Source organism: Flavobacterium geliluteum, from assembly GCF_017948595.1.
Taxonomy (GTDB): Bacteria; Bacteroidota; Bacteroidia; order Flavobacteriales; family Flavobacteriaceae; genus Flavobacterium; species Flavobacterium flavipigmentatum.
In genome coordinates this window covers 35,772-62,246 of sequence record NZ_JAGFBV010000008.1, presented here as the reverse complement: position 1 = coordinate 62,246, position 26,475 = coordinate 35,772, and the positions used below count along the sequence as shown (strand labels likewise).

Annotated in this window: 24 protein-coding genes; 1 reads left to right on the top strand and 23 read right to left on the bottom strand. The window is 33.1% G+C overall.

The window, feature by feature from the left end:
• Positions 1-3: 3 nt before the first annotated feature.
• The 23 genes from J3495_RS06770 to J3495_RS06660 form a co-directional block, all read right to left on the bottom strand.
• Entirely contained in the window at positions 4-246 is a 243-nt protein-coding gene (locus J3495_RS06770; protein ID WP_064716137.1) for an acyl carrier protein, read from the bottom strand.
• A gap of 1 nt (position 247) precedes the next feature.
• Positions 248-2,026: an HAD-IIIC family phosphatase gene (locus J3495_RS06765; protein ID WP_210665794.1), complete on the bottom strand. Its 1,779-nt coding sequence runs from the start codon at positions 2,024-2,026 to the stop codon at positions 248-250.
• A gap of 14 nt (positions 2,027-2,040) precedes the next feature.
• Positions 2,041-2,778, bottom strand: a complete 738-nt coding sequence (locus tag J3495_RS06760; protein WP_236025413.1) for an SDR family oxidoreductase — start codon at positions 2,776-2,778, stop codon at positions 2,041-2,043.
• The gene (locus tag J3495_RS06755) at positions 2,771-3,694 is read right to left on the bottom strand and encodes a Gfo/Idh/MocA family protein (protein WP_210665793.1); all 924 of its coding nucleotides are present in this window, start codon (positions 3,692-3,694) and stop codon (positions 2,771-2,773) included. Before J3495_RS06755 ends, J3495_RS06760 begins: the two co-directional genes overlap by 8 nt.
• The gene (locus J3495_RS06750) at positions 3,691-4,413 is read right to left on the bottom strand and encodes an acylneuraminate cytidylyltransferase family protein (RefSeq protein WP_210665792.1); all 723 of its coding nucleotides are present in this window, start codon (positions 4,411-4,413) and stop codon (positions 3,691-3,693) included. Before J3495_RS06750 ends, J3495_RS06755 begins: the two co-directional genes overlap by 4 nt.
• A gap of 1 nt (position 4,414) precedes the next feature.
• Positions 4,415-5,461: a nucleotidyltransferase family protein gene (locus J3495_RS06745; RefSeq protein WP_210665791.1), complete on the bottom strand. Its 1,047-nt coding sequence runs from the start codon at positions 5,459-5,461 to the stop codon at positions 4,415-4,417.
• Positions 5,448-6,560 carry a UDP-N-acetylglucosamine 2-epimerase gene (gene neuC, locus J3495_RS06740; protein ID WP_210665790.1) on the bottom strand — a complete coding sequence of 371 codons (1,113 nt, stop codon included), beginning with the start codon at positions 6,558-6,560 and terminating at the stop codon, positions 5,448-5,450. The genes J3495_RS06745 and neuC overlap by 14 nt, the downstream gene beginning before the upstream one ends.
• Positions 6,557-7,579 (bottom strand): N-acetylneuraminate synthase, encoded by a 1,023-nt coding sequence (neuB, locus tag J3495_RS06735; RefSeq protein WP_210665789.1) that lies wholly within the window; start codon positions 7,577-7,579, stop codon positions 6,557-6,559. The genes neuC and neuB overlap by 4 nt, the downstream gene beginning before the upstream one ends.
• A 2-nt stretch (positions 7,580-7,581) precedes the next feature.
• Positions 7,582-8,205 (bottom strand): acetyltransferase, encoded by a 624-nt coding sequence (locus tag J3495_RS06730; RefSeq protein ID WP_210665788.1) that lies wholly within the window; start codon positions 8,203-8,205, stop codon positions 7,582-7,584.
• Positions 8,195-9,337: a LegC family aminotransferase gene (locus J3495_RS06725; protein ID WP_210665787.1), complete on the bottom strand. Its 1,143-nt coding sequence runs from the start codon at positions 9,335-9,337 to the stop codon at positions 8,195-8,197. Before J3495_RS06725 ends, J3495_RS06730 begins: the two co-directional genes overlap by 11 nt.
• Before the next feature lies 1 nt (position 9,338).
• Positions 9,339-10,526 (bottom strand): UDP-N-acetylglucosamine 4,6-dehydratase, encoded by a 1,188-nt coding sequence (locus J3495_RS06720; RefSeq protein WP_210665786.1) that lies wholly within the window; start codon positions 10,524-10,526, stop codon positions 9,339-9,341.
• A gap of 361 nt (positions 10,527-10,887) precedes the next feature.
• Positions 10,888-11,964 (bottom strand): Wzz/FepE/Etk N-terminal domain-containing protein, encoded by a 1,077-nt coding sequence (locus tag J3495_RS06715; protein WP_210665785.1) that lies wholly within the window; start codon positions 11,962-11,964, stop codon positions 10,888-10,890.
• A 12-nt stretch (positions 11,965-11,976) separates the two neighbouring features.
• Entirely contained in the window at positions 11,977-14,478 is a 2,502-nt protein-coding gene (locus J3495_RS06710) for an SLBB domain-containing protein (RefSeq protein WP_210665784.1), read from the bottom strand.
• Between the two features lie 49 nt (positions 14,479-14,527).
• Entirely contained in the window at positions 14,528-15,574 is a 1,047-nt protein-coding gene (rfbB, locus tag J3495_RS06705) for a dTDP-glucose 4,6-dehydratase (protein WP_210665783.1), read from the bottom strand.
• A gap of 12 nt (positions 15,575-15,586) precedes the next feature.
• Positions 15,587-16,588, bottom strand: a complete 1,002-nt coding sequence (locus J3495_RS06700) for a mannose-1-phosphate guanylyltransferase (RefSeq protein ID WP_210665782.1) — start codon at positions 16,586-16,588, stop codon at positions 15,587-15,589.
• Positions 16,589-16,604: 16 nt separating this feature from the next.
• Entirely contained in the window at positions 16,605-17,918 is a 1,314-nt protein-coding gene (locus J3495_RS06695) for a nucleotide sugar dehydrogenase (protein ID WP_210665781.1), read from the bottom strand.
• A gap of 278 nt (positions 17,919-18,196) precedes the next feature.
• Positions 18,197-18,661 carry a UpxY family transcription antiterminator gene (locus J3495_RS06690; protein ID WP_210665780.1) on the bottom strand — a complete coding sequence of 155 codons (465 nt, stop codon included), beginning with the start codon at positions 18,659-18,661 and terminating at the stop codon, positions 18,197-18,199.
• A gap of 77 nt (positions 18,662-18,738) precedes the next feature.
• On the bottom strand, positions 18,739-20,130 hold the full coding sequence (locus J3495_RS06685) for a UDP-glucose 6-dehydrogenase (RefSeq protein ID WP_210665779.1): 1,392 nt from the start codon (positions 20,128-20,130) through the stop codon (positions 18,739-18,741).
• Positions 20,131-20,155: 25 nt separating this feature from the next.
• Entirely contained in the window at positions 20,156-21,139 is a 984-nt protein-coding gene (locus tag J3495_RS06680) for an SDR family oxidoreductase (protein WP_210665778.1), read from the bottom strand.
• Positions 21,140-21,149: 10 nt separating this feature from the next.
• On the bottom strand, positions 21,150-23,591 hold the full coding sequence (locus J3495_RS06675; RefSeq protein ID WP_210665777.1) for a polysaccharide biosynthesis tyrosine autokinase: 2,442 nt from the start codon (positions 23,589-23,591) through the stop codon (positions 21,150-21,152).
• A 15-nt stretch (positions 23,592-23,606) separates the two neighbouring features.
• Complete coding sequence (locus J3495_RS06670) at positions 23,607-24,401, bottom strand: polysaccharide biosynthesis/export family protein (RefSeq protein ID WP_210665871.1); 795 nt, start codon at positions 24,399-24,401, stop codon at positions 23,607-23,609.
• 71 nt (positions 24,402-24,472) lie between these two features.
• Positions 24,473-25,093, bottom strand: a complete 621-nt coding sequence (gene recR / locus J3495_RS06665) for a recombination mediator RecR (protein ID WP_210665776.1) — start codon at positions 25,091-25,093, stop codon at positions 24,473-24,475.
• Positions 25,094-25,275: 182 nt separating this feature from the next.
• A complete protein-coding gene (locus J3495_RS06660; RefSeq protein WP_210665775.1) occupies positions 25,276-25,641 on the bottom strand; it encodes a CoA-binding protein in 366 nt (121 codons plus the stop codon).
• A gap of 155 nt (positions 25,642-25,796) precedes the next feature.
• Here J3495_RS06660 and J3495_RS06655 point away from each other — a divergent pair, with 155 nt between their 5' ends.
• Positions 25,797-26,426, top strand: a complete 630-nt coding sequence (locus J3495_RS06655; protein ID WP_210665774.1) for a MarC family NAAT transporter — start codon at positions 25,797-25,799, stop codon at positions 26,424-26,426.
• Positions 26,427-26,475: the final 49 nt, after the last annotated feature.

Sequence of the window (26,475 nt, the reverse complement as noted above, 5' to 3'; positions counted from 1 at the left end):
GAATTATTTTCCTTTAATCATCATTAAATCGACCATGGCTCCTACATTTTTGAGTGCTGCAAGTTCTTCAAAACTAAACTTTATTTTCATGTCTTTTTCAATAGCAACCACTAGATTAATATGATTTATGGAATCCCAATCATCAATGTCAGATGAATTTGTTGAATCTGTTATTTCAAGTGACTCGTCATCAAAAATATCTCTAAATATTTCCTGTAATTTTCCAAATAATTCTTCTCTTGTCATTTTAATTAATTTTTATCGTGATTTCTTTTTTTCTATACTCCTTTAATTCAAGCTTCCACCTTGTATTATCCTCTTCTTGACTTTCCGATAATTCTTCAAACCCGAACTCCACAAACAAATTGGCAACCATATTATTTTTAGGTGTTTTTTTATAAACACCTATTATTTTGTTCAAATTTCTTTTTTTACATTCTTGAACCAGTATTTCAAGCATTGCAAACTCCATATCTCGTTTTAAGACTCTACAACTCATTAACCAGGTATCAATAATACATTTGTCCTCTAATATTTCTCCAATAACAATTGAAATCAAACCATTATCTCCAAATTTGTCAGTCAATTTACCATATAGTGGTATGAACCTTTCACTGGCTGCCATTGATTCTATTTCAGTTACTGTATATCGTTTTGTAGTCAGGTTAAACTGATTCGTTTTATTTACTAATTGCGTTATTCTCTCAATATAGACATTTTCGAAAAGGTTAATTTCTGCTTTCATATTTAAAGAGGATAAGAAATCTTGATAGTTCTCAAACACAGATTGTTCTTTTGCTCTTTCTTGATTTTCTGAATAAAATTTATTCCTATTAATATCATCAGACGAAAGTCCTACGACTTCAAAATAACCATTTTGTTCAATGTAGTCTATAAAATTCAAAATATTATCACCAACATTCGGAACAGCTACAAGTGGGAGCTGGGATTCTACTATATTTCTTTCCACCGCATTGTCATCAACAAACACTAAACTGTCAAGCCCTATATTAATTTCATTTGCAATTTTTTCAATATTCAGATATTTAGGTTCCCAATTTGCTTTAAATGAAGTAAAATCTTCAAAACTCAAAATGCTATCTGAATGTGTAAAACCTTCTTTTGCAATTTCGTGATCATTCTTGGATGAAACTGCTAATATTATACCCCTCTGTTTTAATTCTTTTACATAGTGTTGAAATGCCATATAAGCTTCTCCCTCTGCTGTTTCATTTCCAAGTTTTATACCATTTAATCCATCATCACCAATTACACCTCCCCAACAAGTATTATCTAAATCTAATACAATACATTTTTTTGACATTCCTAAAATTGACGCAATGATGTTCACTATATTATTTGCCAATGAAGGAATGGCATCAAAACTAATAGCGTATTTAGCAGTATGCCAAATATTTTTGTCAAACCAGTTTTGTAAACCAATAGAGGCAGACAAATAATTAATATCATTGATAAACAATGAATTATTAATTTGGGCTTCTTTGGCAAAACTAAGATTTAATCTGTTTAAAAAATAAGTTTTTCCATGAATATCATAACAATCTAAATTTCCTAAGCTCCTATTAATTGGCAAATCAAAATTATTTTGAATGACAGGGCAATTATATTTTTTTAATGACTTCCAAATACTTTGGAATCTGAATAATTCATTTTCAAATACCATTTCCGAATCTTCAGCATCCATATTAAATGTGGGGAATTCTGAAACATTTTCATGAGTTGTATGGATGTAAATTATTTCAGGCTTAAATGCTGTAAGCTCATCATTTCCAAAAAGTGCGTCTTCGTAATATTTATTATATTCCGATTCATAAAATGAGGGAAGAAAGCCTTTTTTAAGTAAAAATAACTCAATAACATTTACCAATTCATTTGTGGTTGATCCACCTAAAATTGCAATTCTAATTTCTCTGTTGTATTTTCTTTGTAACAATTCTTTGCGTATTGCCTTACGTTTTCTGAGAATCATTGTATTATCAAATGGATAATCTAGTAGTTTAATCATATCTTTTTATGCTTTTATATTGCTGTCCATCCTCCATCAACAATTAAATTCTGTCCTGTAATATATTTGGCTTCATCTGATAATAAAAAAGAAACGGCCGGAGCAATGTCATCTGGATTTCCCATTCTGCCCATGGGAACTTTTTTCTCGTAGTTTGCCACAAAAGTTTCATGCTGGTTATCAAAAATACCGCCTGGAGAAACACAATTTACCCGTACCCCTTGTCTTCCATAATATGATGCTAAATATCTAGTAAAGTTGATCACGCCTCCTTTTATAGCTGAATAAGGTGCTGCTGTATTAATGCTTGTATTTTCATATATTGTTAAATCATTTCCTACTACTCCATAAATAGAAGTCATATTTACAATTGAACCTTTAGTTTTTAACAACTCTGGTATTATCTTTTGAATAAATAAAAAAATAGTATTCATTTGCATATCTACATTTTTTTGCCAAGATTCGTAGATAATATCCTCAAATTTAGTCCCCCAATCTTTGGTCCTCGGATAAGCATTATTCACTAATCCATCTATTTTTCCATAAAAGTCTGCCACAGATTTTAATGCTTTAACAATAGATTCTTCTGACGTTATATCGACAGAAAGTGTACGTTTTGTAAAATCTGTTTCTACACTAATATCAGCATTAATTGCAATCGCTCCTTTTCCTTCAAGATTTTTCACAATTTCTTTACCTAATAGTCCAGACCCACCTGTTACAATTATTATTTTATCTTTCAAACTATTCATTATCTAAACATATTTTTAAATTTGCTATAGAGTCTTTAAAGGAATTCATTGGCATTTCATTCTTTTTCAAACAACTTGTAAAGTATTCTATTTGAGAAACATAAGTATCCATAATATCAAAATCAGGCGCTTCAAACAAATACTCGTCACTATCATTTTTGATTACATTTTTAATTAAATCAACAGTCCAGGTTTCATCATCAAAAACAATCTCTATCTCTCTTTTTGGTTTCCTTCTGTAATAATTTAGGGTTATATGAGCTGCAAAATTATCATAATGCAAAATATAATTCACATAATCGACCGCATCAATTTTTAAACTTGATACATTTCTAAATAATGATTGACTTTTATTTGGCAAACCAAAAAGCCAGGTTGTATAATCTAATTCATGAAATAAATCAAGATGAACACCGCCGCCCATCGAAGAATTTGCACTGTATATCTTTCTGAAATCTTTTCCAGGCCTCCAATCTGGCAGATAAGAACCACAATAAACATTAAGTTCATTGATTCTAAGTTTTTCAGTTTTTAACTTATTTTTCAAAAACAATATACAAGGGTGAAATCTGAGATTACAAGCTACATAAGTAGTCACTTGTTTTTTTTCAATTAAATCTACTAGTTTATTTACGTCTTTTAGACTATTTACAGCAGGTTTTTCAATAATTAGCGGAATGTTTTTTTGTGTTAATTTTTCAATAAATTCATAATGTAGATGTGTTGGATTTGCAATTATAGCAAAATCAAAATCTACAATGCTTTCATTTAAATTATAAATATTTTTAACTCCTGGTTCACTTTCTCCATTGGAGTTTGATCTCAATGCATAAATATTTGAATTATTATTTAAGCTTTTTATGGCATTAATATGTTTTCTGCCAATAGATCCTAAACCAATTATTAATATGTTCATAGTTCGAAATCCAATTTATTGTTTTGTAACAGATACTCCATAAACAAAAAATCTACCGGATGATCTAAATCAAAACAAATATGACTCATCACATAAATCAAAGACTTATCAGTAATTGCCGTTTTATCACCAGAATCAAAAAAAGATCTTCTATACCAATAGAAAGATGCATTCAAATCATAGACTTTTGGTGCCGACTGGCGTGTCATCGCGCTACCATCAGGATTGGTTTTCACTAAAGAATAAAATCCATTAGAATTCTCCTCCACCATATTAAAATACGGATTTCTTGCTGCTTGATTTACGGAAAACAAGTTTTTTACCTCTGAGTTAGCAATTATAAGTTCCAAAGCTTTTATGACATCCTCTGCTGTTCTAAGTGGAGAAGTAACATCTAAATCTAGAATAAAATCATACTTATAATCTACTAATGATTCCTCGTATAATAATAAATCTTTAATTGTGTCTATTTTACCAGCTACATCAGTAGCTAAATATTTAGGTCTTACATATTCAGTAAAAACATCATAAGCTGCTACTACGGACTTTATTTCAGAATCGTCTGTAGACAAAGCTACTTTTACATTCCATTTCTCTTTCAATCTATTTGCCAAATCAATTGAATAAGCAATAAGTGGCTTACCTGCTATCAACTTGATATTTTTTCCTGGTATTCCTTTAGAACCTCCGCGGGCGCAAAGGGTAATTAATATATTCATCTTAAAACTTAATATTATGTATATCTATATGTGCTTTTTCAAAATCTTCATGTTTGCCAACATCCAGCCAATAACCAGAAAAAGGAAAAGAAATAACTTTTAGGTTATTTGTAATCAACTCTTGCATCAAATCCGGAGCATCAAAAAAAGTGTTTTGAGGAATATATTTCAACATTTCCTTTTTCATCAAATAAATTCCTCCATTTGAGTAATAAGTATAAATAGGTTTTTCCTTAAAACTTTTTATTTGACCATTTTTGGTCTCTAATACAGCATAAGGAATACTTACTTGGTATGGTATCGTTAAAACCGCCAAATCGGCATCTTGTCTTATAAATTCGAGAAAAAACTGTTCGTAATCAATGTTGGTTAGCAAATCTGAATTCGTTACCAAAACATAATCATGTTCGAAATTTTTTATTAAGGAGACTGCTCCAATAGTCCCTAAGGGTTCATTTTCCCAAACATATTCTATTTTTATGTTTTTTTCTGTTCCCTGACCGAAATAATTTTCAATTTGTTCACCTAAATACTTTACAGAAATCCAAAAATCATCAATTCCAAATAATGCCAATCGATCCAAATTATGTTCCATAATGGCTTTATTTCCTACTTTTAAAAGGGGTTTCGGGATCGTGTCAGTCAAAGGTTGTAATCGCTGTCCTCTACCACCTGCCATAATCACAGCATCAATAGGTAAATAGGATCTTGTCTTTCTAAAATTAATGACATTTACCACTCTATGGCTATCATCAACAATGGGTACAATTCGAAAGTTACCCTCACGGAAAGTAATAATTTTTTCCAAATTATTCTCCCCTTTAGTAATATATCGCGGATCATTCTGAATAATTTCATCAACACAGCTATCAATAGAAAATCCCTTTAGCAAACCACGTCTTACATCTCCATCAGTAAGCGCTCCAATTAATTTATCGTTGTCATCGACAACAAATAATATAGCATCTTGGCCTAATTGATTGAATTGAAGTAAAGCTTGTTTTATTGTACTTCCGGAAAGAATTAAATGGTCTTTATATACTCTCATAAAATTCTTTTACAATTTTAATTATGTTATCAGCTACTCTTTCTTTGAAATACACATTTTTCCCATTGTATTTTTCAAACTTCATGGCTTTATCAACTACAGAAATTATAGCCCTTTCCTCAAATTCACAATTTAAAACATTACCACTTTGAATCCTTCCCTTTTGTCGATCCCCTGCATTTACAACGTATTTCCCAAATGAAGCAGCTTCCAAAATCCCACTAGAGGTATTCCCTAATAAAATTTTAGCATAATGCATCGCTGAAAAATAATTAATTTTGCCAAAGTTTTCAATTAACAAAAATCGGTTTGGATATTTTTTTTTCAATTTTTCAATTGCTTCCCTGTAAACAGACCCTTGTGTATCGGCATTAGGCATTGTGATAATCACAAATATCTCTTTAGAAATAGTTGCCAAAGCATTTTTCATGGCTTGGGCATATTTAACATTTTCTTGTACCGACATCGTTTCCGGATGAAAGGTTACTAATATAAAATCTTCGTTAGGTATATTGAACTTCTCAAAGAAAATAAGTTTCTCTATCGGAACAAAGGACTTTATATCATTCAAGCTCAAAGAACCAACATCAAAAACATCTTCTACTGAATCTGTTAAATTAATTACTTTTTTCCTAAAAACATCTGTAGCTGTAAAATGCAATTTTGAAGCTAATGTAATTTGGTGACGGTAAACATTGTCTATTGCTCCCAATGTAGTTTCTCCTCCATGTATGTGAGCAAACTTTATCCCAAAAGGAATTCCTGATTGTACAGCAGCACTCATCTCAAAACGATCTCCTAAACAAAATACCAAATCATATGGATGACTCTCCCAAAAGTTCGCAAACTTTAATACAGTCAAGCCATAAGACGACGCTATAGCCTGTTCATCATCATTTGAAATCATTGAGGAAATGGTATGAATACAAGTATATCCATCCTTTTCCATATCATTTAATGTAAACCCGTGGCTTTTTGATAAATGAGTACCAAAAGCAATAATCTCCATTTCAAAAAAGGAATCAATCTTCATTTTTTGTAGCAAAGGAAGATATATTCCGTAATCAGCTCTTGAACTAGTTAGTATTCCTATTCTCATATAAAATCTGAAAATAATAATTTATCAAATTCGTTTTTATCGACATTCAACTTTTTACCTATAATATTCTCCCATTCCATTGGAGAAATTCCATCTCCTGGTCGCAATGAAATAATATCATCATCTGTAATAATATCTCCTTTTGATAAATTCTTATTAATATGAATACTTTTTCTGGCAATTGCGATATTCTTTGTTTCACTTTCACTTGGCTTCTTTTCACCATCACCACACATCGCCAATTCTATGTTGCGTATTGCCATAACCATCTCTTTTAATTCAGTAGGTTCTAATGAAGCCACATGATCAGGTCCCGGTAAAGTTCTATCCAGAGTAAAATGCTTTTCTATTATGGTAGCTCCCAATGCAACTGCTGCAATAGGTACCTCAATACCAAGTGTATGATCGGAATACCCAACCTTTACCCCAAATGTTTTTTTTATACTTTGCATGGCTTTCAAATTAACATCTTTCATAGGTGTTGGATACTCAGTATTACAATGTAAAATGGAAATAACCTCTTTTTTTAAACCAAATTTCATTAAAACATCTAATGATTGTTTGATTTCCATCTCGGAACACATGCCTGTTGACATAACAACTGGCTTGCCGCACATTGCAACCGCTTTTAAGTACGGATAATTTGTTATTTCTCCACTTGGAATTTTAAAAAAAGAAAGTCCCAAATCATTTAGGTAATTCACCCCTTCAACATCAAATGCTGTAGAGAAGAATTGAATCTTCCTCTCTGAGCAATATTTCATTAACTCTAAATGATTTTCATGGCTCAACTCTAGATTCTTTAGCATAGCATATTGAGAGTCATCACCGTCATTGATATTAACGCTCTGATATTCTGCTTTTTTTGCAGATTTACTTACTAAACTATCAGCTTTAAAAGTCTGAAATTTAACGTAATCAACTCCTGCATCTACAGCCACATCAATTAGCTTTTTAGCTATTTGAATATCTCCGTTATGATTTACACCCGCTTCTGCGATGATTATTACTTTGTCCATACTTATATTATTCTGCCAGGATTTCCGACTACTTTTTTTCCGTCAGGAATATTGGATATAACTACGCATCCTGCTCCTATTACGACATCTTTTCCAATAGAAATCCCTTGTTTTATTACTGCATTCGCTCCCACAAATGTTCTTTCTCCAATACTGATATTTCCTGCTAAAACTGCTCCTGGCGCTATATGAACTGCATCAGCTAGAATACATTCATGCTCAATGATACAGCCAGTATTTAATATTACATTTTTTCCGACTACCGCAAATGCATTGACGACAACATTTTTATTAATAAAACTGCCATTTCCAATAACAACGCTTTTTGAAATGTTAGCCGTTTTATTTATAATTGTTTCAACTTTCTTTCCTTTACTTTCAATCAAATGAGCAATATTTTGCCTTAATTTATTATCACCTATTCCGAGAATAAAAGAAACTTTCTTTTGCCATCCTATAAAATCAGCATTATTTTCAAATCCTAAATAAGGTAAATTATAGTGGTTCATATTCGATTCCTCTTTATCAGAGTAACCGATAATTTCATATCCGTTTTCCAGAACCGTATCAGCTACTACATAAGCATGACCGGAATATCCGATAAGAATTATTTTTTTATCGTACACTACTCGGTATATTAACAATTCGTTCTTCTAAAAACAAAGCGTTCTGCTGTCCGTCTCTCTGACAATTTGCATACATAGGCAGACGGAACATCAGTTGCCAAATTGGCCTGGTCATTACACCATTGCTGTTTGTCTCACTCAAAAAAAGTTCTCTTTCCTGTTTGTTTTCAAGTTCTACACACATTAGCCAATAGTTGGCTTTTGTATCCGGAGTCTCCGTCCTGAATTTTATTCCTTTATCTGTAAAAAACGACTGGTATTGTTTTGCTAGACTTCTTTTGTTTTCAAGGAATGCATCAAGTTGCTCTAATTGCGCACAAGCCAATGCGGCATTCAGGTTAGGCATCCTGAAATTATAGCCCAGCTCATCGTGAACAAATTCATAAGCATGAGGAACTTTAGCTGTCGTAGTGAGGTATTTTCCACGTATACCCATTTCCTCATCATTGGTAACAATTGCACCACCACCACCACAGGTAACTATTTTATTGCCATTAAATGAAAAAGCTCCTAATTTACCAATGCTTCCTGTTGGCCTGCCTTTGTAAGTACTGCCTAAAGATTCTGCAGCATCTTCAATAAGTGCTATTTTCCAGTTGTTGCAGACAAGCATAAGTTCGTCAAGATGCACCGGAAAACCAAAAGTATGCATTGGAAGACAGGCACTGATTTTTTTTCCTGTCTTCTTATTATAGGCACCATCTTCCCTAAGCTCAGCATTATCTATAAGAAATGATTCAAGCGCTTTTGGTGAAAGGCCCATTGTATCAAGATCTACATCAACAAAAATAGGCGATGCACCATTATATAATATAGCATTAACAGTAGCAATAAAGGTTAGAGCCTGAGTTATTACTTCATCTCCTTCTTTTACTCCGGCTAATCGTAATGACACTTGTATTGCTGCTGTGCCATTTACAACAGCAACAGCTTTTTTTGTTTGGGATGTTGCACACATCATCGCTTCAAAACGATCTACATAAGCTCCAACAGAAGAAACAAATGTAGAGTCTATCGTATCAAGCAAGTATTTTTTTTCATTCCCATTAAATACAGGGGCGTGAAGCGGCGTAAATTCCTGGTTATTGTGCTGTTCTTTTATAAAGGATATTACAGAATTAAAATCGCTCATATTACATTTTTGAATCTAAATATTTACCAGTTTCTTTATGACCAAAATTAGGTATCAAATTGTTAAATAAATCAACGATCATTTCTTTTGTCCAAATTAAGTTTAATTTCATATCCTTTATTTTAAAAGTGAAATTTTCTAATTTCTCATTATCATAAACCGCATCATTTTTAATAACCCCAAGGTTTACAAAACGATCCATATCAAGAACCTCGGTATCTGTAAAAAATTCTTCAAAATCTTTTTCACCTGTGGTATCACTACCTGTAAAAAGACAAGGCCATTTTTTTTCAGCTATCAGGGCGTCAACATTATCTCTAGCCTCATCTTCTGACTCGCACAAATATGGTTCGTAACCTATTTCATCCAGATATTTAACAGCAATATCCGCAAATGAAATTAAGTTCAATTTTTCGTCTAATTTTGGAAAAAAAACGTCTCTGTTTTCGCCGAAAATACAGCTCATCAAACATAATTCTCCAGATTCTTTTGGTGTAACAAAATATCTTTTAATATCATTAGGAGCAACAATTGGCTGTTTCTTTAAAATTCTTTGGTTAAACCCATGTAATAGAGAACCATCAGAAAAAGCAACATTAGCAAAACGAGCAGTTGAGATTTTTATGTCTTTGCTTTTACGGATTAAATACATTTCCATAATTCTCTTTGAGGCGCCCATCATATTAACAGGATTCGCTGCTTTATCTGTAGAAACACAAAAATATTTTTTTGTGCCTTTTGTAATAGATTGTTGTAGTGTTTTTTCAGTATTAAAAATATTCACATCAATCATTCTCATTAAGGTAAAAGGATCTTTCTCACTTCGTACGTGTTTTAGAGCAGAAAGATTTAAAACATAATCGTATTTCCCGTCCGAATTTATAAATGCATCGTATTCAATAGATCCAATATCCAATGCAAAAGTCTGAAAATCACCTTCGATATAACCATAAGAGCTTCTCAAGTCGCGAACTAGCTCTACCATATTGTTTTCACTTATATCAACAACATGCAATCTTAAAGGATTTCTTTTAAAAATTTCTTTAGTTACTGCCTGACCTATTGATCCGGCACCACCTATTACCAAAAAAGAAGAACTATTTACGATAGAAGACAATTGATTTTCATGATTTGAAATATCTTTTTCAAATATTTCCTCACCTCTACCTATTAATTTAAGAATATTCATTTAAACTATTACTTTTATTTGATTTTTTATTGGTTCCTGTTTTTCTTAAAACACACTAAAGAACTTACCAATACTATCAGAGATTTTACAAATACATACAATTAATTAAAGCTATAGAAAATAGCAATCATTTTCTGCACGCAAACTAGTTAATTATATATAGGGATTTGCAGTTTTTGAAAAATATTTATTATCCTCTAGCACTGGTGATCGCTTCAGAAATATGTAGTAAGGTTTAATGCAACAATTTAATATTTATGGTGCTTATTTTTTCTATTTATAAAATCTATTCAAGATCATTTTAAATTCGACGAAATTAAAAAACCAATATTTGACTTAATCTCTAAAATTTTATATAGTATTAAATACGCAAATCTTTAAAAAACCTCCTCGCAATCAATCCCAATACTATTAAAAACCCAGCCAAAAAACCTCCCATCACCAATCCTTTGGCTTTACCAAAACGTTCTTTTGGTAATGGTAAAATAGGATGATCAATCACCTGAATTAAAGGTGTTTCTTTACGTAAAGTCACTTTAGCTAATTCTGTTTGTTTAACTAACTCTGTTAAAATAGCTGTGTTAGCCTGTACATCAACTTGTCTGCGAGCAGAAGGAGCTCGTCGTACATTGAGCGCAGGATTCAACATAAAGGTATTATCATTAGCTACTGCAACTCCTGTTATGGCACCGTTAAGTTCTGCACGTATAGAATCTGTTTGACGCTCTAAGATTTCCATATTCATTCGGGCTTTTTTACTTTTGGTACTCACATAAAATTTACCTACCTGCTTAGCGAGCGCTTCACAAAAATAAAGAGAAAACAATTCATTGTTAGAAGTCACATCCATCGAAATAACGGCTATCTTTTTATCTTTTTGAGCCACCGCTAAAGAACCTTTGGATAAATTTTCATAAATTACTCCTAAAATACTATCATGAACTCTTGTGAAATATTTGCGATTCGTTTCGGGCAAAAATTGAATGTCCTTAAATTTTGGATCTTTATTCCAGCTATTTCTCCATTTACTATTTTGAATATACATTTCGGCTAAAGAAATCCGTTTTCCATTTACAACCACGGGAGAAAGTAACGTTTGTTCTACCATATTACGCGATTTAAACAACACAGTAAGGTTAGATCCGGAAAATATGTTACCTCCACTACCACCTAAATCTACACCAAAGGAACTAGCCAAACCTAATGCTCCTCCTAAGCCTCCTCCTCCTTTTTCATCTTCTACGGCAAATGTTAAAGTAGCTGTATAAACTGGCTTTTTGATAAATGAATACGTTAATCCTAAAGCGGCTCCAATTATTCCGGCTAAAACAATAATTTTCCATTGTGATAACAAATAATGATACCATTCTTTGGATTTAAGTATTAATTCTTTTAACGAAATTTCATCGTTTTCAATCGGTATATTATTATTCTCCATCAAAAAAATAATTTATTTAAAAGCGGTAACTATTAATAATGCTAAACTAGCTAATACACTTCCAATGCTAACCCATTCTCCGGCACTCATCTTTTTCACTTCGGGCTTTTCTGGAACTACAATCTGCGAATCAGGTGTAACTTTTGGGTAAGACCTAAAAAACAAAAATGAACCTGTAACAGAGGCCTTCCCATTAGGGTAAATAATATAGGCTTTTCTCTTCCAGCCTTTATTATCAACACCACCAACTGCATTGATGTAATATTTAAATCCTTTTCCGCTTCTATACGGTATTTCAGAGGTTAGCAATACATTTCCCGTCACTTTTACTCCTTCGTTATAAACTGCCACTTCAATTTCATCACCAGGAAATAACGTAACATTAGAATAATGATTTTTATCTTTAACAATTTTTTCCCAGTTAACTGGAATTGTAGCAAATTTTAGATCATCTCTAAGTTTTTTAGTCAATTTTGAGTTAAGTGAATCTTTATCCTTCAAGTTAGATTCCTTTCCGTCTTCTCCAATTTGTTTTTTATCAAGATTAAGGTCTATACTTTCTAATTGCTTAAGTTGCTCTTCTTTAATAGGTCTTTTTATTTTCATCCCATCTAAGTTAGCAATGGATGTCAAACCTCCAGCTCTCATTACAACATTGTAGACAGTCTCCTTTTTATTAGCAATAGCGTACTTACCCGGATAAGTAACGGCACCGCTAACTTTAACCATTTCTGGTTTTTCGTAAACCGCCATCTTACGAATATTGATAACATCAAAGGGCTGTAATACAAAATTTTTAATTTGTTCGTTATTATCTGCTGTAATTTGAAGTTCTAACAACTCAATGCGCTTAGGATCAGCATCATCGATTTGATCTGACTTTACCATTCTGGCTACTTCAACTCTTTTTGATGCAGAGCCAGTTAATCCACCGACTTGAATTACTAAGTCATTCAATGTCAAATTCTCAAAATATTCATATTCACCAGGATTTTTGACCTCTCCATCAATCGTTACTTTATATTCTTCTCTAAAATCTAAAATAGAATAGATGGTAACAATATCTTCTCTTTTCAACTCAATATCTGCAGTTACATCTCCTGATAAAGCGGCACTCAAATCTACATTTACAATTTCTGTGGTTAAATCATATTGCAAACGAATTACTCTTGCTCTCTTACTGTAGGCATCTTCCTTGAGGCCTTCTGCTTTAGCGATTAACTCAGAAACTCGCATGCCTTCTGTAAAAGAATAATAATCTGGCCTAAAAACAGCTCCTTCAATTTTAATACGATTCTCAAATCGATTCAAAATTTTTGTAATTTTAAAAACATCTCCAGATTGAGGCAAATAAGAAGCATACTCACTTTCTTTTATATCATGCACTTTAAACTCCTTGCCTGTTTTTTGTAAAACATTTACAGAAGCAGTATAGGCAAACTCATTAAATCCTGAAGCAAAATTTAGTAAATCCGCAAAAGTTTCACCTTTTTTCATTTCAAAAATCCCAGGTCTTTTCACTTCACCCTCAACTGTAACTCGTTGGCTGTAAGCCGGAATTCTAATGACATCATTGTCTTTTAACCCAACATTATCAGACTGATCTCCTTTTACTAAAAATCTGTAAACATCAATATTTTTGAAAACACGATTGTTTCTTATCAATTCAATATTTCGATAACTTCCGTCTTTCCCTGGACCACCTGCTAAATGCAAAGCATTATAAACAGTTGCTAAAGATGAAATCGAATAATTGCCAGGTTGTTTTCCTCCAACGACCGTTATTTTTATGGTACGTATTTCGCTCAAACTTACGCTTACCTGAGATTGTCCAGACCTCACAGTGCTGTATACTTTTGCAATAGCAGCTTTGATTTTTTGTGTTGCAGCTTCGATAGACATTCCAGCAACCGCAATTTGACCAACATTCTGAATGGCAATTTTACCTTCAAAATTAACTGTTACAGTATCATCAAATTGCTGAATACCATAAATACTAACCTCTAATTTATCACCTGGCCCCAAAACATAATTTAATGGAGTTGCCATTTTTAAATCTGGCTCAAAATTTAAAGTAGGGTTATCAAACAGTTGAGAGCCAAAAATTAAAGCATTTAAGGAGTCTTTTACTTTTTCATTCTTAATTTTTTCTTGCCTTCTTCCAAACTCAGAATCTTTATCTATATCTTTTGATTTATCGTCTTTCTTTTTGTCCTTATCTTTTTTATCCTTATCAGTATCTTTTGAGTTTTTTTTCTCATATTCTTTGACTCGAGTTCTTAATTTATCAAATTCTGTCTGACTCATGCCTTTCGATAAAGCCATAGATTCAACATCATCAATTGTAGCATTATTACTTTTTAGTTGAGCAACTATCTTAGAGATTTCGTCATCTGACAAATAATCTACTTTAATGGTGCTTAAATCTTTGGATTTAATAATATCTTGCGCATTAGCATTTGAAGATCCTAGCAGTAAAAAAAGAAACGTAAGAACGTAAAATAATTTTTTCATGTTAATTATAATTTAAACCTGGAATTTTGGTTGAATTAAAATTGTTAATTTATGAATATTGTTTTTGATAATAATCTTTGTAAGAACCAGAAGTCACATTTTTCAACCATTCCTCATTGGTAAGATACCAATTAATTGTTCTCTCTAAGCCTTCTTCAAAAGTTACAGAAGGCTTCCAACCCAGTTCTTTATTAATTTTTGAGGCATCGATAGCGTAACGTAAATCATGACCCGGTCTGTCTTTCACGTAAGTAATTAGTTCTTGAGAAGTTCCTTCGGCTCTGCCTAATTTTTGATCCATAATTTGGCATAGCAACTTTACCAAATCAATATTTTTCCATTCATTAAAACCTCCAATATTATACGTTTCGTGATTTTTCCCTTTATGAAAAACCAAGTCGATTGCAATAGCATGATCCTCAACAAATAACCAATCACGAGTGTAATTACCATCACCGTAAACCGGTAAAGGTTTATTATTGATAATATTATTGATGAAAAGCGGAATTAATTTTTCAGGAAAATGATAAGAACCGTAATTGTTGGAGCAGTTTGTCAATACATAAGGCAACCCGTAGGTCTCGCCGTACGCCCTTACGAAATGATCTGAACTTGCTTTTGAAGCAGAATAAGGAGAATTAGGATCGTAAGAAGTGGTTTCTGTAAAAAGACCTTCAGCTCCCAAAGAGCCATACACCTCATCGGTACTAATATGATAAAAACGTTTACCCTCAAAATTATCTTTCCATTGATTTTTTGCAGCATTCAATAAATTCATTGTCCCAATAACATTCGTTTTTACAAATGCTAACGGGTCTTCTATAGAACGATCTACATGAGATTCTGCAGCTAAATGCAACACACCATCAAAATTATGAAGCGAGAAAAGCTCGTTTATAAAAAGCTCATCTACAATATCTCCTTTTACAAAAGTATAATTAGGTTGATTCTCGATATCTTTTATATTTTCCAGATTGCCTGCATACGTTAAGGCATCTAAATTGAATATTTGACACTCAGGATACTGATTTACAAAGCGTCTTACTACATGAGAACCTATAAAACCTGCACCACCTGTGATAAGAATTTTTTTCATTTTAAATTTAAATTAATTTAATAATTCAGAATTTTGACGTTCTAATTCCGAATATAAATCTTTTACATCTTGCGAATTTTCTTTTTGTAAAATTAAATTGGCATTAGTCGTTGCAACAAAAATTGTGTTTTTCAACCCTAAAAAAGAAGTGTGTGTATCACATCCTATGACCATATTTCCGTTTTTATCTACTGGATGACCGTTAGCAACCAAATAATCATAAACAGATTCGAAAGACCCAAGATCTGACCATGAAAATGAGGCTGGGACTACTTTAATTTTTTTACTTCGCTCCATTACAGCATAATCGATACTGATAGAAGGAATTTCTAAAGATAAATCTAAATCTAACTTACCATTGGCACTATCTTCCCAAGCTTTTTTAGATTTTTCATATACATCGAGCTGAAATTGCTTCAGTTCTTCTAGAAGTACTCCAGCTTTAAAACAAAACATTCCACTATTCCATAAAAAATTGCCTTTTGCAATAAACTCTTTTGCAGTCACTTTATTTGGCTTTTCGCGAAAGGAAACCACATTATCACCTTTTGCCTCTATGTAGCCATAACCTGTTTCTGGTTTGGTTGGAACAATTCCGAAAGTTACAATAAAACCTTGATTTGCTTTAGAAATGGCCTCACTGATTGCCTCATTATATTGATCCATTTTTTCAATAATATGATCAGATGGAGTAACAATTAAAACATCATCAGGATTGGATGCAAAAGCAGCAAAAGCAATTGCAGCAGCTGTATTTCTTGGCGTTGATTCTACAATATTGATAAAAGAAGTACTTGATTTATCGAATACTCTTTCACTTAAATGGCAGTTATCATTATTACCCACAACCATAACCTTATCTGCAAGACTTCTGTTGCGATCTACAGTCATCTCAAATAAAGATTTCCCTTCAAATATTTCCAGATATTGCTTTGGTTGACTCTTTCTAGAAAGCGGCCATAATCTGCTACCAATACCTCCTGTTAAAATAACATGTATAATTGCGTTATCCATTTTTATTTTTTTTGAATTATAATCTGTTATCAGCCAGAGAGCCTAAAACTCCTTTGACATCATATAATAAGCTTTTTTCGTTTTGCAAACTTGAAAAATCCAAATCCAGAAACTCCTTATGAGCAACTCCTAAAACAATGGCGTCATATTTAGTATCACTTAATACATCAATAGTTTGCAACTTGTATTCTTTTTTGACTTCTTCAACATTAGCCAAAGGATCGTAAACCGTTACCGAAATTCCATATTCAGACAATGCTTTTACAACATCTACTATTTTAGTATTTCTTACATCTGGACAATTTTCTTTAAAAGTAATTCCCAACATCAAAAGGTTTGCACCATTGACAGAAATACCTTTTTTAATCATCAATTTTACAATCTGAGAGGCAACATATTCGCCCATACTATCATTCAAACGTCTTCCTGCGAGTATTATTTCTGGATGATACCCAAATTCTTGTGCTCTCTGAGCCAAATAATAAGGATCAACCCCTATACAATGTCCTCCAACCAAACCCGGCTTAAAGGGTAAGAAGTTCCATTTGGTAGCAGCTGCTGTCAACACATCATGTGTATCAATATCCATCAGATTAAATATTTTAGCCAATTCATTTACAAAAGCAATATTGATATCTCTTTGAGAATTTTCAATGACTTTTGCAGCCTCAGCCACCTTAATAGTTGGTGCCAAATGCGTCCCTGCTGTGATAACCGATTTATAAAGGGCATCTACTTTTTGACCGATCTCCGGAGTTGAACCCGATGTAACTTTTAAAATTTTCTCTACAGTATGCTCTTTGTCGCCCGGATTTATTCTTTCTGGGGAATATCCTGCAAAAAAGTCTTCGTTAAACTTTAATCCTGAAACTCTTTCTAAAACGGGAACACACTCCTCTTCTGTAACACCTGGATAAACTGTTGATTCATAGATGACAATATCGCCTTTTTTCAGCACTTTTCCTACTGATTCGCTGGATTTATACAAAGGAGTCAAATCGGGTCGATTATTTTTATCAACCGGAGTTGGAACTGTGATTACAAAATAATTACACTCTGAAATATCTTGAATATTTGAAGAACAATACAATCCGATATTTTCAGAAGGCTCTAAAACAAGAACTTTTTGTAAAGTCTCATCATCTACTTCTAAGGTAGTATCTGTACCCGATTTTAAAGAAGCAACTCTTGACTCATTAATATCAAATCCTATGACACTATATTTTGTAGCAAATAGTCGAGCCAAAGGCAAACCAACATAACCAAGTCCTATGACTGCTATCTTTATGTTTTCGTCTATTTTATTTGATTTTATATCTATTTTGTTCATTACAGTTCACGGCTTCGCCCCTCTGAGTCACATTTATTTGACACAGATACCGCGAATTCCTTTTTGGCAAATATAACATATTAACTCAATTTATTCAATATGGTTTTCCGTACTTCTTCAAAAGATATAAAATCGCAAATACCTATACAACACCAAGTCTTTACTAATCAAACAGTAGCGCTTTTCTTTAAAAAAGAATAAAGTTTAAAAATCGCACTATTTAGCGAATTTTAAACTTTATTTAACTAATTACTAAGACTTTAAAAAAAACAGAACTTTTATTTATGTTTTATTTTTAAAACACATCCCAAAGACTCTAAAACTAATATATAATGTGTTTTTGAAATCTCTTGTATTGTTGCTTCCTGATTACTAAAAACACCTGATTCTAATTTGATTTTGTCACCCACTTTATGTGATTCAACTACAATATCATGTCCATCTGAAACCGCGATACTTTTTTTGATAATATCAATTTCATCATCACGAACAATAGCGGGCTTACCCAACCAAAACAAGTACCTAATTACTCCCGCAATCTGAAAAACAGCATTACGATCAACATCTTCTAACTTTACAAATACATAGGAGTTAAAAAGAGGAACTTCGACCTTCTTTTTTCTGTCTGACCACTGTTTTATCAGGGTAATCATCGGACAGTAACACTCAATCCCAATTTGATTTAATTTTTCTGCAACTTTTTTTTCCCATTTGGGTTTTGTATAAACCACATACCAACTCATATTCTTTAATATTGAAATAAAATTTCTACTAATACCTATTTCCTTACCAATTAAATTTTAATCAATATACTTCTATTTTAAGAACCGATACCTTGGTATACAAAACCAATAGCTTCCATTTCTTTTTTATCTAAAATATTTCTTCCATCAAAAACAAAAGCTGGTTTTTGCATCGAATCATATATTTTTTTCCAGTCGTATGTTTTAAACTCGTCCCACTCTGTAAGTATGGCAACCGCATGAGCATTATTGCAAGCAGCATAAGCATCATCAAAAACCTGAACCAAGTTTTCGTTTTCGGTAGAAGATCGGGTGGCTAAATAATCCAAATCAGACAGCATTTTGCTTCTGGAAACCTTTGGATCATAAACCGAAATTTTTGCCTGTTCATTAATCAAATCATCTGCCACATATATGGCCGCAGACTCACGTGTATCGTTGGTGTCTTTTTTGAAAGCCCATCCTAAAAAAGTAATTTTTTTATCGGCAACAGTATTGTACAATGTCTGAACAATTTTATTAGAAAACCTTCTTTTTTGATGATCATTCATAATAATCACTTGTTCCCAATAATCTGCCACTTCGCTCAGCCCATAGGATTTGGCGATATACACTAAATTTAAAATATCTTTTTGAAAACAAGAACCTCCAAATCCAACAGATGATTTCAGGAATTTAGAACCAATTCGACTATCCATACCGATAGCTCTGGCCACTTCATTTACATCTGCACCGGTTTTTTCACACAATTCAGACATGGCATTTATAGAGGAAATTCTTTGTGCCAAAAATGCATTTGCTGTAAGCTTTGATAATTCTGATGACCAAACATTGGTGGTTAGGATTTTATCTTTCTCTACCCAATTTGAATATACTTCTACCAAAGCATTAATCGCTTTTTCTCCCTCTGGCGTGGTATCGCCACCTATTAAAATTCGATCCGGATCTAATAAATCTGTTACAGCTGTACCTTCTGCCAAAAACTCCGGGTTTGACAAAATCTGAAACTGAACACCGTTTCCTGTATTGTCTAAAATACTTTTTATGGCTTCGGCCGTACGAACTGGTAATGTCGATTTTTCAACCACAATTTTGTTCTCTTTGGCAATTTTAGCAATTTGTCTGGCACATAACTCAATATATTTTAAGTCAGCGGCCATACCTTTTCCTTTGCCGTATGTTTTTGTTGGTGTATTTACCGAAATAAAAATCACTTGAGCTTCATCAATTGCTTTTTCTACATTATTAGAAAAGAAAAGATTGCGTCCTCTTGCCTCAGCTACAATTTCAGAAAGGCCTGGCTCATAAATTGGTATATTATCTGTATTGGGATCATTCCATGCATTAATTCTATCTACATTCAAATCAACGACTGTCACCTGAATATGCGGGCATTTTTGTGCAATTACGGCCATAGTTGGTCCACCAACATATCCTGCTCCTATGCAACAAATTTTTGTAATTTTCATTTAATTAAAATTTTCTTCTTTTACTTTATTTCAAATTGTTCCAATACCAAGTCACCGCTTCTTTTAAACCTGCTTGTAATGAATATTTAGGATCATACCCCAGCAAATTCTTTGCTTTTTGAATACTTGCTAATGAATGCGGAATGTCTCCAGCTCTGTTGACTCCATAAACAACTTCGACATCGGCAATTTTTGGATCTAGTTCTGATAAGTATTGTTTTAAACATTTCACCAAATCATTTAGCGTATTTCGATCTCCAAATGCTGTATTATAAACCGTATTCATTGCTTCGGGATTTTGACTTGTAAGCGCCAAATAATTCATTTGAATAACATTGTCGATATAAGTAAAATCGCGTGAATAATTCCCATCGCCATTTATTACCGGACTTTCATAATGCATCAATTGGGTAACAAACTTAGGAATTACCGCAGCGTAGGCTCCTTTTGGATCTTGTTTCCTCCCAAAAACATTAAAATAACGCAAACCAATCGTTTCTAATCCATACGTTTTACTAAAAATCTCAGCATACATTTCGTTTACATATTTTGTAATAGCGTAAGGCGATAAAGGTTTACCAATAACCTCTTCTACTTTTGGCAATCCTTCAGAATCTCCGTAAGTTGATGAACTAGCGGCATACACAAAACGTTTTATTCTGGCATCACGAGCCGCCACCAACATATTCAAAAACCCAGAAACATTGACATCATTTGTGGTGATTGGATCGTTTATAGATCTTGGCACAGATCCTAAAGCAGCTTGATGTAACACATAATCGACACCTTCTACTGCCAAATTACAATCTTCAATATTACGAATATCACCTTCGATCAACTTATAATTTTGATTACTTAAAAAGTCTGTAACATTATGTCTGTGTCCTGTCGAGAAATTATCCAAACCAATCACTTTCCAACCAGATGCTAAAAAATATTCCGTTAGATTTGAGCCAATAAAACCAGCGCCGCCAGTGATTAAAACTGTATTTTGAATAGTTTTTTCCATTAGGCGCAGCTTATTTTCTTTTAAATTTTGAGAAAAATTCTTTTATAAAATTCTCTTTTTCGGGTTCGTCATGATAGCTGTAGGCTCCATACCCATAACCGTAGCCATAAGCAGCACCATATTTTGCTTTATTCTCGTAACCATTCAAAACAATACTTATATTGTTGAGTTCTCCTCTCTTTACACGTGTATTCAACAACGTGATCATGTCTTTTTTGGTATAATTCTGTCTTACAATATAAAGTGTTACGTCACTATATTGAGCTAACTCCAAAGCATCAGAAACCAATCCTACTGGAGGCGTATCTAAAATGATATAATCGTATTTCTGCTTCAGCTCATTTATCAATTCACCCATAGCATCTGACAAGATAAGCTCTGAAGGATTAGGCGGGATAGGCCCTGATAGGATAACATCAAGATTCGGGACTTCAGTTTTACTCGTGATTTCCTCTAATGTTTTTTGCTTAATCAGATAATTTACAACACCAACATGGTTCGTAAGATTAAATTCGTCCGCCAATCTTGGTTTTCTCAAATCCAGACCCACAATAACCGTTTTTTTATCGCTTAAAGCAAAAACAGTAGCAATGTTGATGGAACAAAAAGTTTTGCCTTCTCCACTAATTGAGGACGTTATCATCAAAGTTTTTGCGCCACTGAGCTGCTGCTTTTTATACAAAAATTGCAGCGAAGAGCGAATGGTTCTAAAAGATTCTGAAAGCGCTGATTTTGGCTGATCAAACACTGCCAAACTCAAAAAACCTTTATTGACACCTACAACTCCCAACAAAGGAATCTTAGTCAATTTACTAATATCATCTGTATTCTGAATCGAATTATTTACAAAGAAAATTCCCAAAATAAACAATAACGGAAGCAAAAGCCCCAAAAATAGCGCCAACACATAATTGACAGAAGTTTTAGGCCCAATTAAACCTCCTCCAATATCTTTTGCAGGATCGATAAAATGAATATCTGATAAATTGGATGCTTTTACAATTTCAGCTTCATTACGTTTTTGAAGAAATTCACTGTAAATATTATCATTTAAATCGTATTTTCTTTTGATTTTCAGCAATTCCTGTTGCTCTTCCGGAAGTTTTCTAATCGTGTTTTCGGCCTGCCCTATTTTAGCATTAATCATGTTCAAATCATACAACAGGGAGGATTTGGCTGATAAAATATTCTCTAATAAAACATTTTTGACAGCCATCATCTGATTATCAAAATCCTTAAAAATCTTATCACTTTTTACCGCATACGCCATTTCTGATCGTTGTGTCGAAAGGCTAATCAGTTTTGCAACATTAACCACGATATTAGGATCATCAATTCCCGCCACAGATGGCGCCGGTAATTTAGAGTAATCAACACTACTATTTAAATATGACTTTAAGGAATTGCAGTACGCTATTTTTCTGCTTATCAAATCTTTTTCGGTATCAAAATCACCTATTTTATCCGAAAATTTGATCCCTCCACCTTCTATATCATAAATGTTTTTTCCTTGTCTAAAAGATTTCAGCTCATTACCAGTTTCTTTCAGCTGAGATTCCATTGCCACAAGTGTACTGTCAATAAAACTGATGGTATTGTTTGCAAACTGGTTTTTCCCGTCAAGCTGAATTTTGATCAGCATTTTTACAGTCGCATTCAAATAGGCTACCATTCTGGATTTGTTGGTTCCCTGCATACTCAAAGTAAGGATAGATCCACCCTTATCATCAGAGTTTACATTTACACCTTTGTATCTGGAAACAGTTCCATCAAAATCATTAAATTTTACAAAATATTCGTTGCCTTTGTAATTTCCCGGAGCATCATTAATCTGCAATTTCCAATTTAGAAAAGGCAACGAAACTTGTTCTCCAACTTTGTAGCGCTTTATAATTTCGCCTGGTTGAACAGCAGTATTGCTATAAGAATTTGTAGCGTAATTAATTAATGAAACAGAATTATTCTCAAAAGGAATTTGAATTTCGTATTGATTTTCAGTTAAAAATTTAATTTTAATAAGCGTATTAACCAGTTGCCCTTTTGACTTATCGATATCTACATAAAAAGGAACAGCGCCGTAAGAATCTATAAAATTGTATTTCCCTTTTTCAAGATAATCAATATAAAACTGTAGCTTACTTACTACCAACTCGTTATGAGATCGAGATTGTAATATGGTAGAAATTCCGTTTACCTGATCAGAAATACCTCCCCAATTGAATACCAAACTTGTATTGGAGGTAAAAAATGGATTGCTCTCTTCTTTGATCGAAATTAAAGTTTGCATCGAGTAAATTTTTTCTTTACGAATATTTACCTGATAAGCAACTGCAAAAGCAATTATTAAACTGATCAAAAATAGCTTCCAGTAACTGGCAATTTTGAACAAAAAACCTTTAAAATCAAAGTTTGATTGATTCTCAAAAATCGAAAAATCTTTTATATCTAACATCTTTTAAACTTCGTATTAATTTTTTAGGATCAAATAAACAGTGGTTGCCAGCGACAATAAAGCAATAACTGTACCTATAGATTGTATCCCTGTCTGACCCGTTCCCCAAGTTTTTTGCTTCAATGGTTTTATATAAATATAATCATTAGGCTGCAAATAATAATAAGGAGATTTCATTACATTCACATCTGTCAAATCGATATCATGCATCTGTACACCTGTTGGCGTCTGACGAATTATCGTAACTGCTTTTCTATTTCCTACGGTAGTAATATCTCCAGCATTTGCGATAGCCTCCATCACATTTACGTGTTCCTGAAACAGTGTTTTGGTTCCTGTACTGGCGACTTCTCCGTTTATGGTATATCTAAAACCTGCTAGCTTTACGGTTACAAAAATATTAGCTTCACTTTTAAAATATTCTTCTAATAATTTTTTCTCAATATTAAGGCGAACCTCTTCAAGAGTATAACCAATAACATTAATTTCTCCTAAAATTGGCATTCTGATATTGCCATGATCATCTACTGTAAAACCATTAAAATACAAACTCGACTCGCTTTTTCCTGCGGCAGATTGCTCAGAAGCATTGGTAGAAAAGATAGCCACTAATTTGGGATCAATCGCTTTTATATCGATACTCAAAACATCGTTTGCTTGCAACCTGTAAGGCTTAGATTCTACAGCCGTTATGTTATTTTGTTCGCCCGAAGAACTTTTATCCTGCAAATAATGTAAATCTTTTACAGGGATACAAGAAGTAAAAAACAAACTTATCAATACTACTATATAAAAGGCTTTTCTGGTCATTACTAAAAATTTGTTCACAAATATCGTTTTTACATTAAACATCTGAAAATGCATAATTATTTGATCTGGGATTAATTATTTCTAAATGTTTTTTCAAATGGTACTCTGTGCAAAATACTTCTACCAAGGGTAACTTCGTCGGCATATTCCAGTTCATCCCCTACTGAGATTCCCCTCGCTATTGTCGAAATTACAATTTCTGATCCTGCAATTTGCTTATAAATATAAAAATTGGTCGTATCGCCTTCCATTGTTGAGCTTAGTGCAAAAATAATTTCGACAACAGTTCCTGATTTTACTTTTTCGACCAAAGTCGGAATATTCAACTGACTAGGCCCCACGCCTTCTATTGGCGAAATTTTCCCACCTAAAACATGGTAAATTCCTTTGTACTGACCTGTATTTTCAATAGCCATTACATCGCGAATATCTTCGACCACACAAATCGTCTGGTGGTTTCTAACTTGATTGGCACAAATTTCGCAAATTTTTGTGTCTGAAATATTATGGCAATTTTCGCAAAATTTAATATCCTCACGCATGTTCAAAAGTGCCTGAGACAAAAAACCCGTTTGTTCTTTGGGTTGTTTTAATAAATGCAGCACCAATCGCAATGCGGTGCGTTTACCAATTCCGGGTAACTGCGACATTTCGTTGACTGCTTTTTCTATTAATTTTGATGAAAATTCCATGACGACAAAAATAACACTTTTAATGGTTTACTTGACTTAGACAACTGTAAAATTACTGTTTCCAGTAAGCTCTAAATAGCCTCGTAAACCAGGTTTTCTAGCCCTGATGGAAACGGCATCTTTTTGTGCTGGGGTTCAGCACAAAAGACACAGTGTACAGCAGGAAATAGCTCCTGAAAAAACTAATATTGATTGGTAGCCAATAAAACCAGCGTACAAGCAACCTCGGCTTTGATATTGTTAAGTTCTAAAAGCTGATACAGCTCGGGATTTTCGGTTCCGGGATTAAAAACAACTCTTTTGGGCTGTGCTTCGATAATGTAATTATAGTAATCACGCTGACGCGCAGGATTGAGATATAAGGTTACGGTGTCGATATTTTTTACAGGAATGGCTTTTGTATGAATTTTTACACCCGCAACTTCGCCTGTATTTTGACCGATTGCCAACACAGTATGTCCTTTTTCTACCAGCATATTTATTGCTCTAAAAGCATAACGTTCCGGTTTTGTTGTGGCACCCAGAACTAAAGTTTTTTTGTTTTTCATTGTTTTAAAATATGCTACAAAAGTAATCAAAAAGAATGAGGTTGTTTGCAGGTATTTGATTTTGAATTCTGCGCGATAAAAAACAATATCCTAACATCTATTTGTGGCAAAAAGATAAAATTTGACTATTTTTACTTTATTAACCAAAAAATTGTATGGATTTATTTATTTATTTGTTTGCCGCTCTTTTCTCTGTATTGAATCCAATTGGAACAATCCCAATATTTGTTGGGCTCACCCACGATGACTCGCAAAAAGAACGTTCCAGAATATCCTTATGGACAGCTATAAACGTCTTTATTATTTTGATTGTTTCGTATTTTATTGGTCAATATGTATTGACTTTTTTCGGGATCAGCATTGACGCTCTCAGGATTGCCGGTGGAATTGTGATTGTCAATTCGGGATTTTCATTGCTTTCGGGGAAATTTAATAAAAAACGCGGAATCAATAAAAAAATTGAAAATGAAGTACAACAGCGTAATGACATTGCTTTAACGCCATTGGCCATACCTATGTTGGCGGGGCCAGGATCAATATCGTTATTAATTGCTTTTTATCAGGAACATCACGAAATGAACGAAATTATCATTTCGACCTTGGCTATTGCCGCAATTGCCTTTGCTATTTTTGCTATTTTAAAAAGCGCTCATTATCTCGCCCGAATATTAGGTGCTTCAGGAATTGTAGCGATTTCTAGAATTGTTGGTTTTATTGTAATCTCAATCGGTATTCAATACATCGTAAGCTCTATCATTAATATTGTAAAAGGAAATTTGATGTAAATTGTTTTTCTTTTGTAACCAAAAAAAGGGATAAAGCACGTTGGCTCTA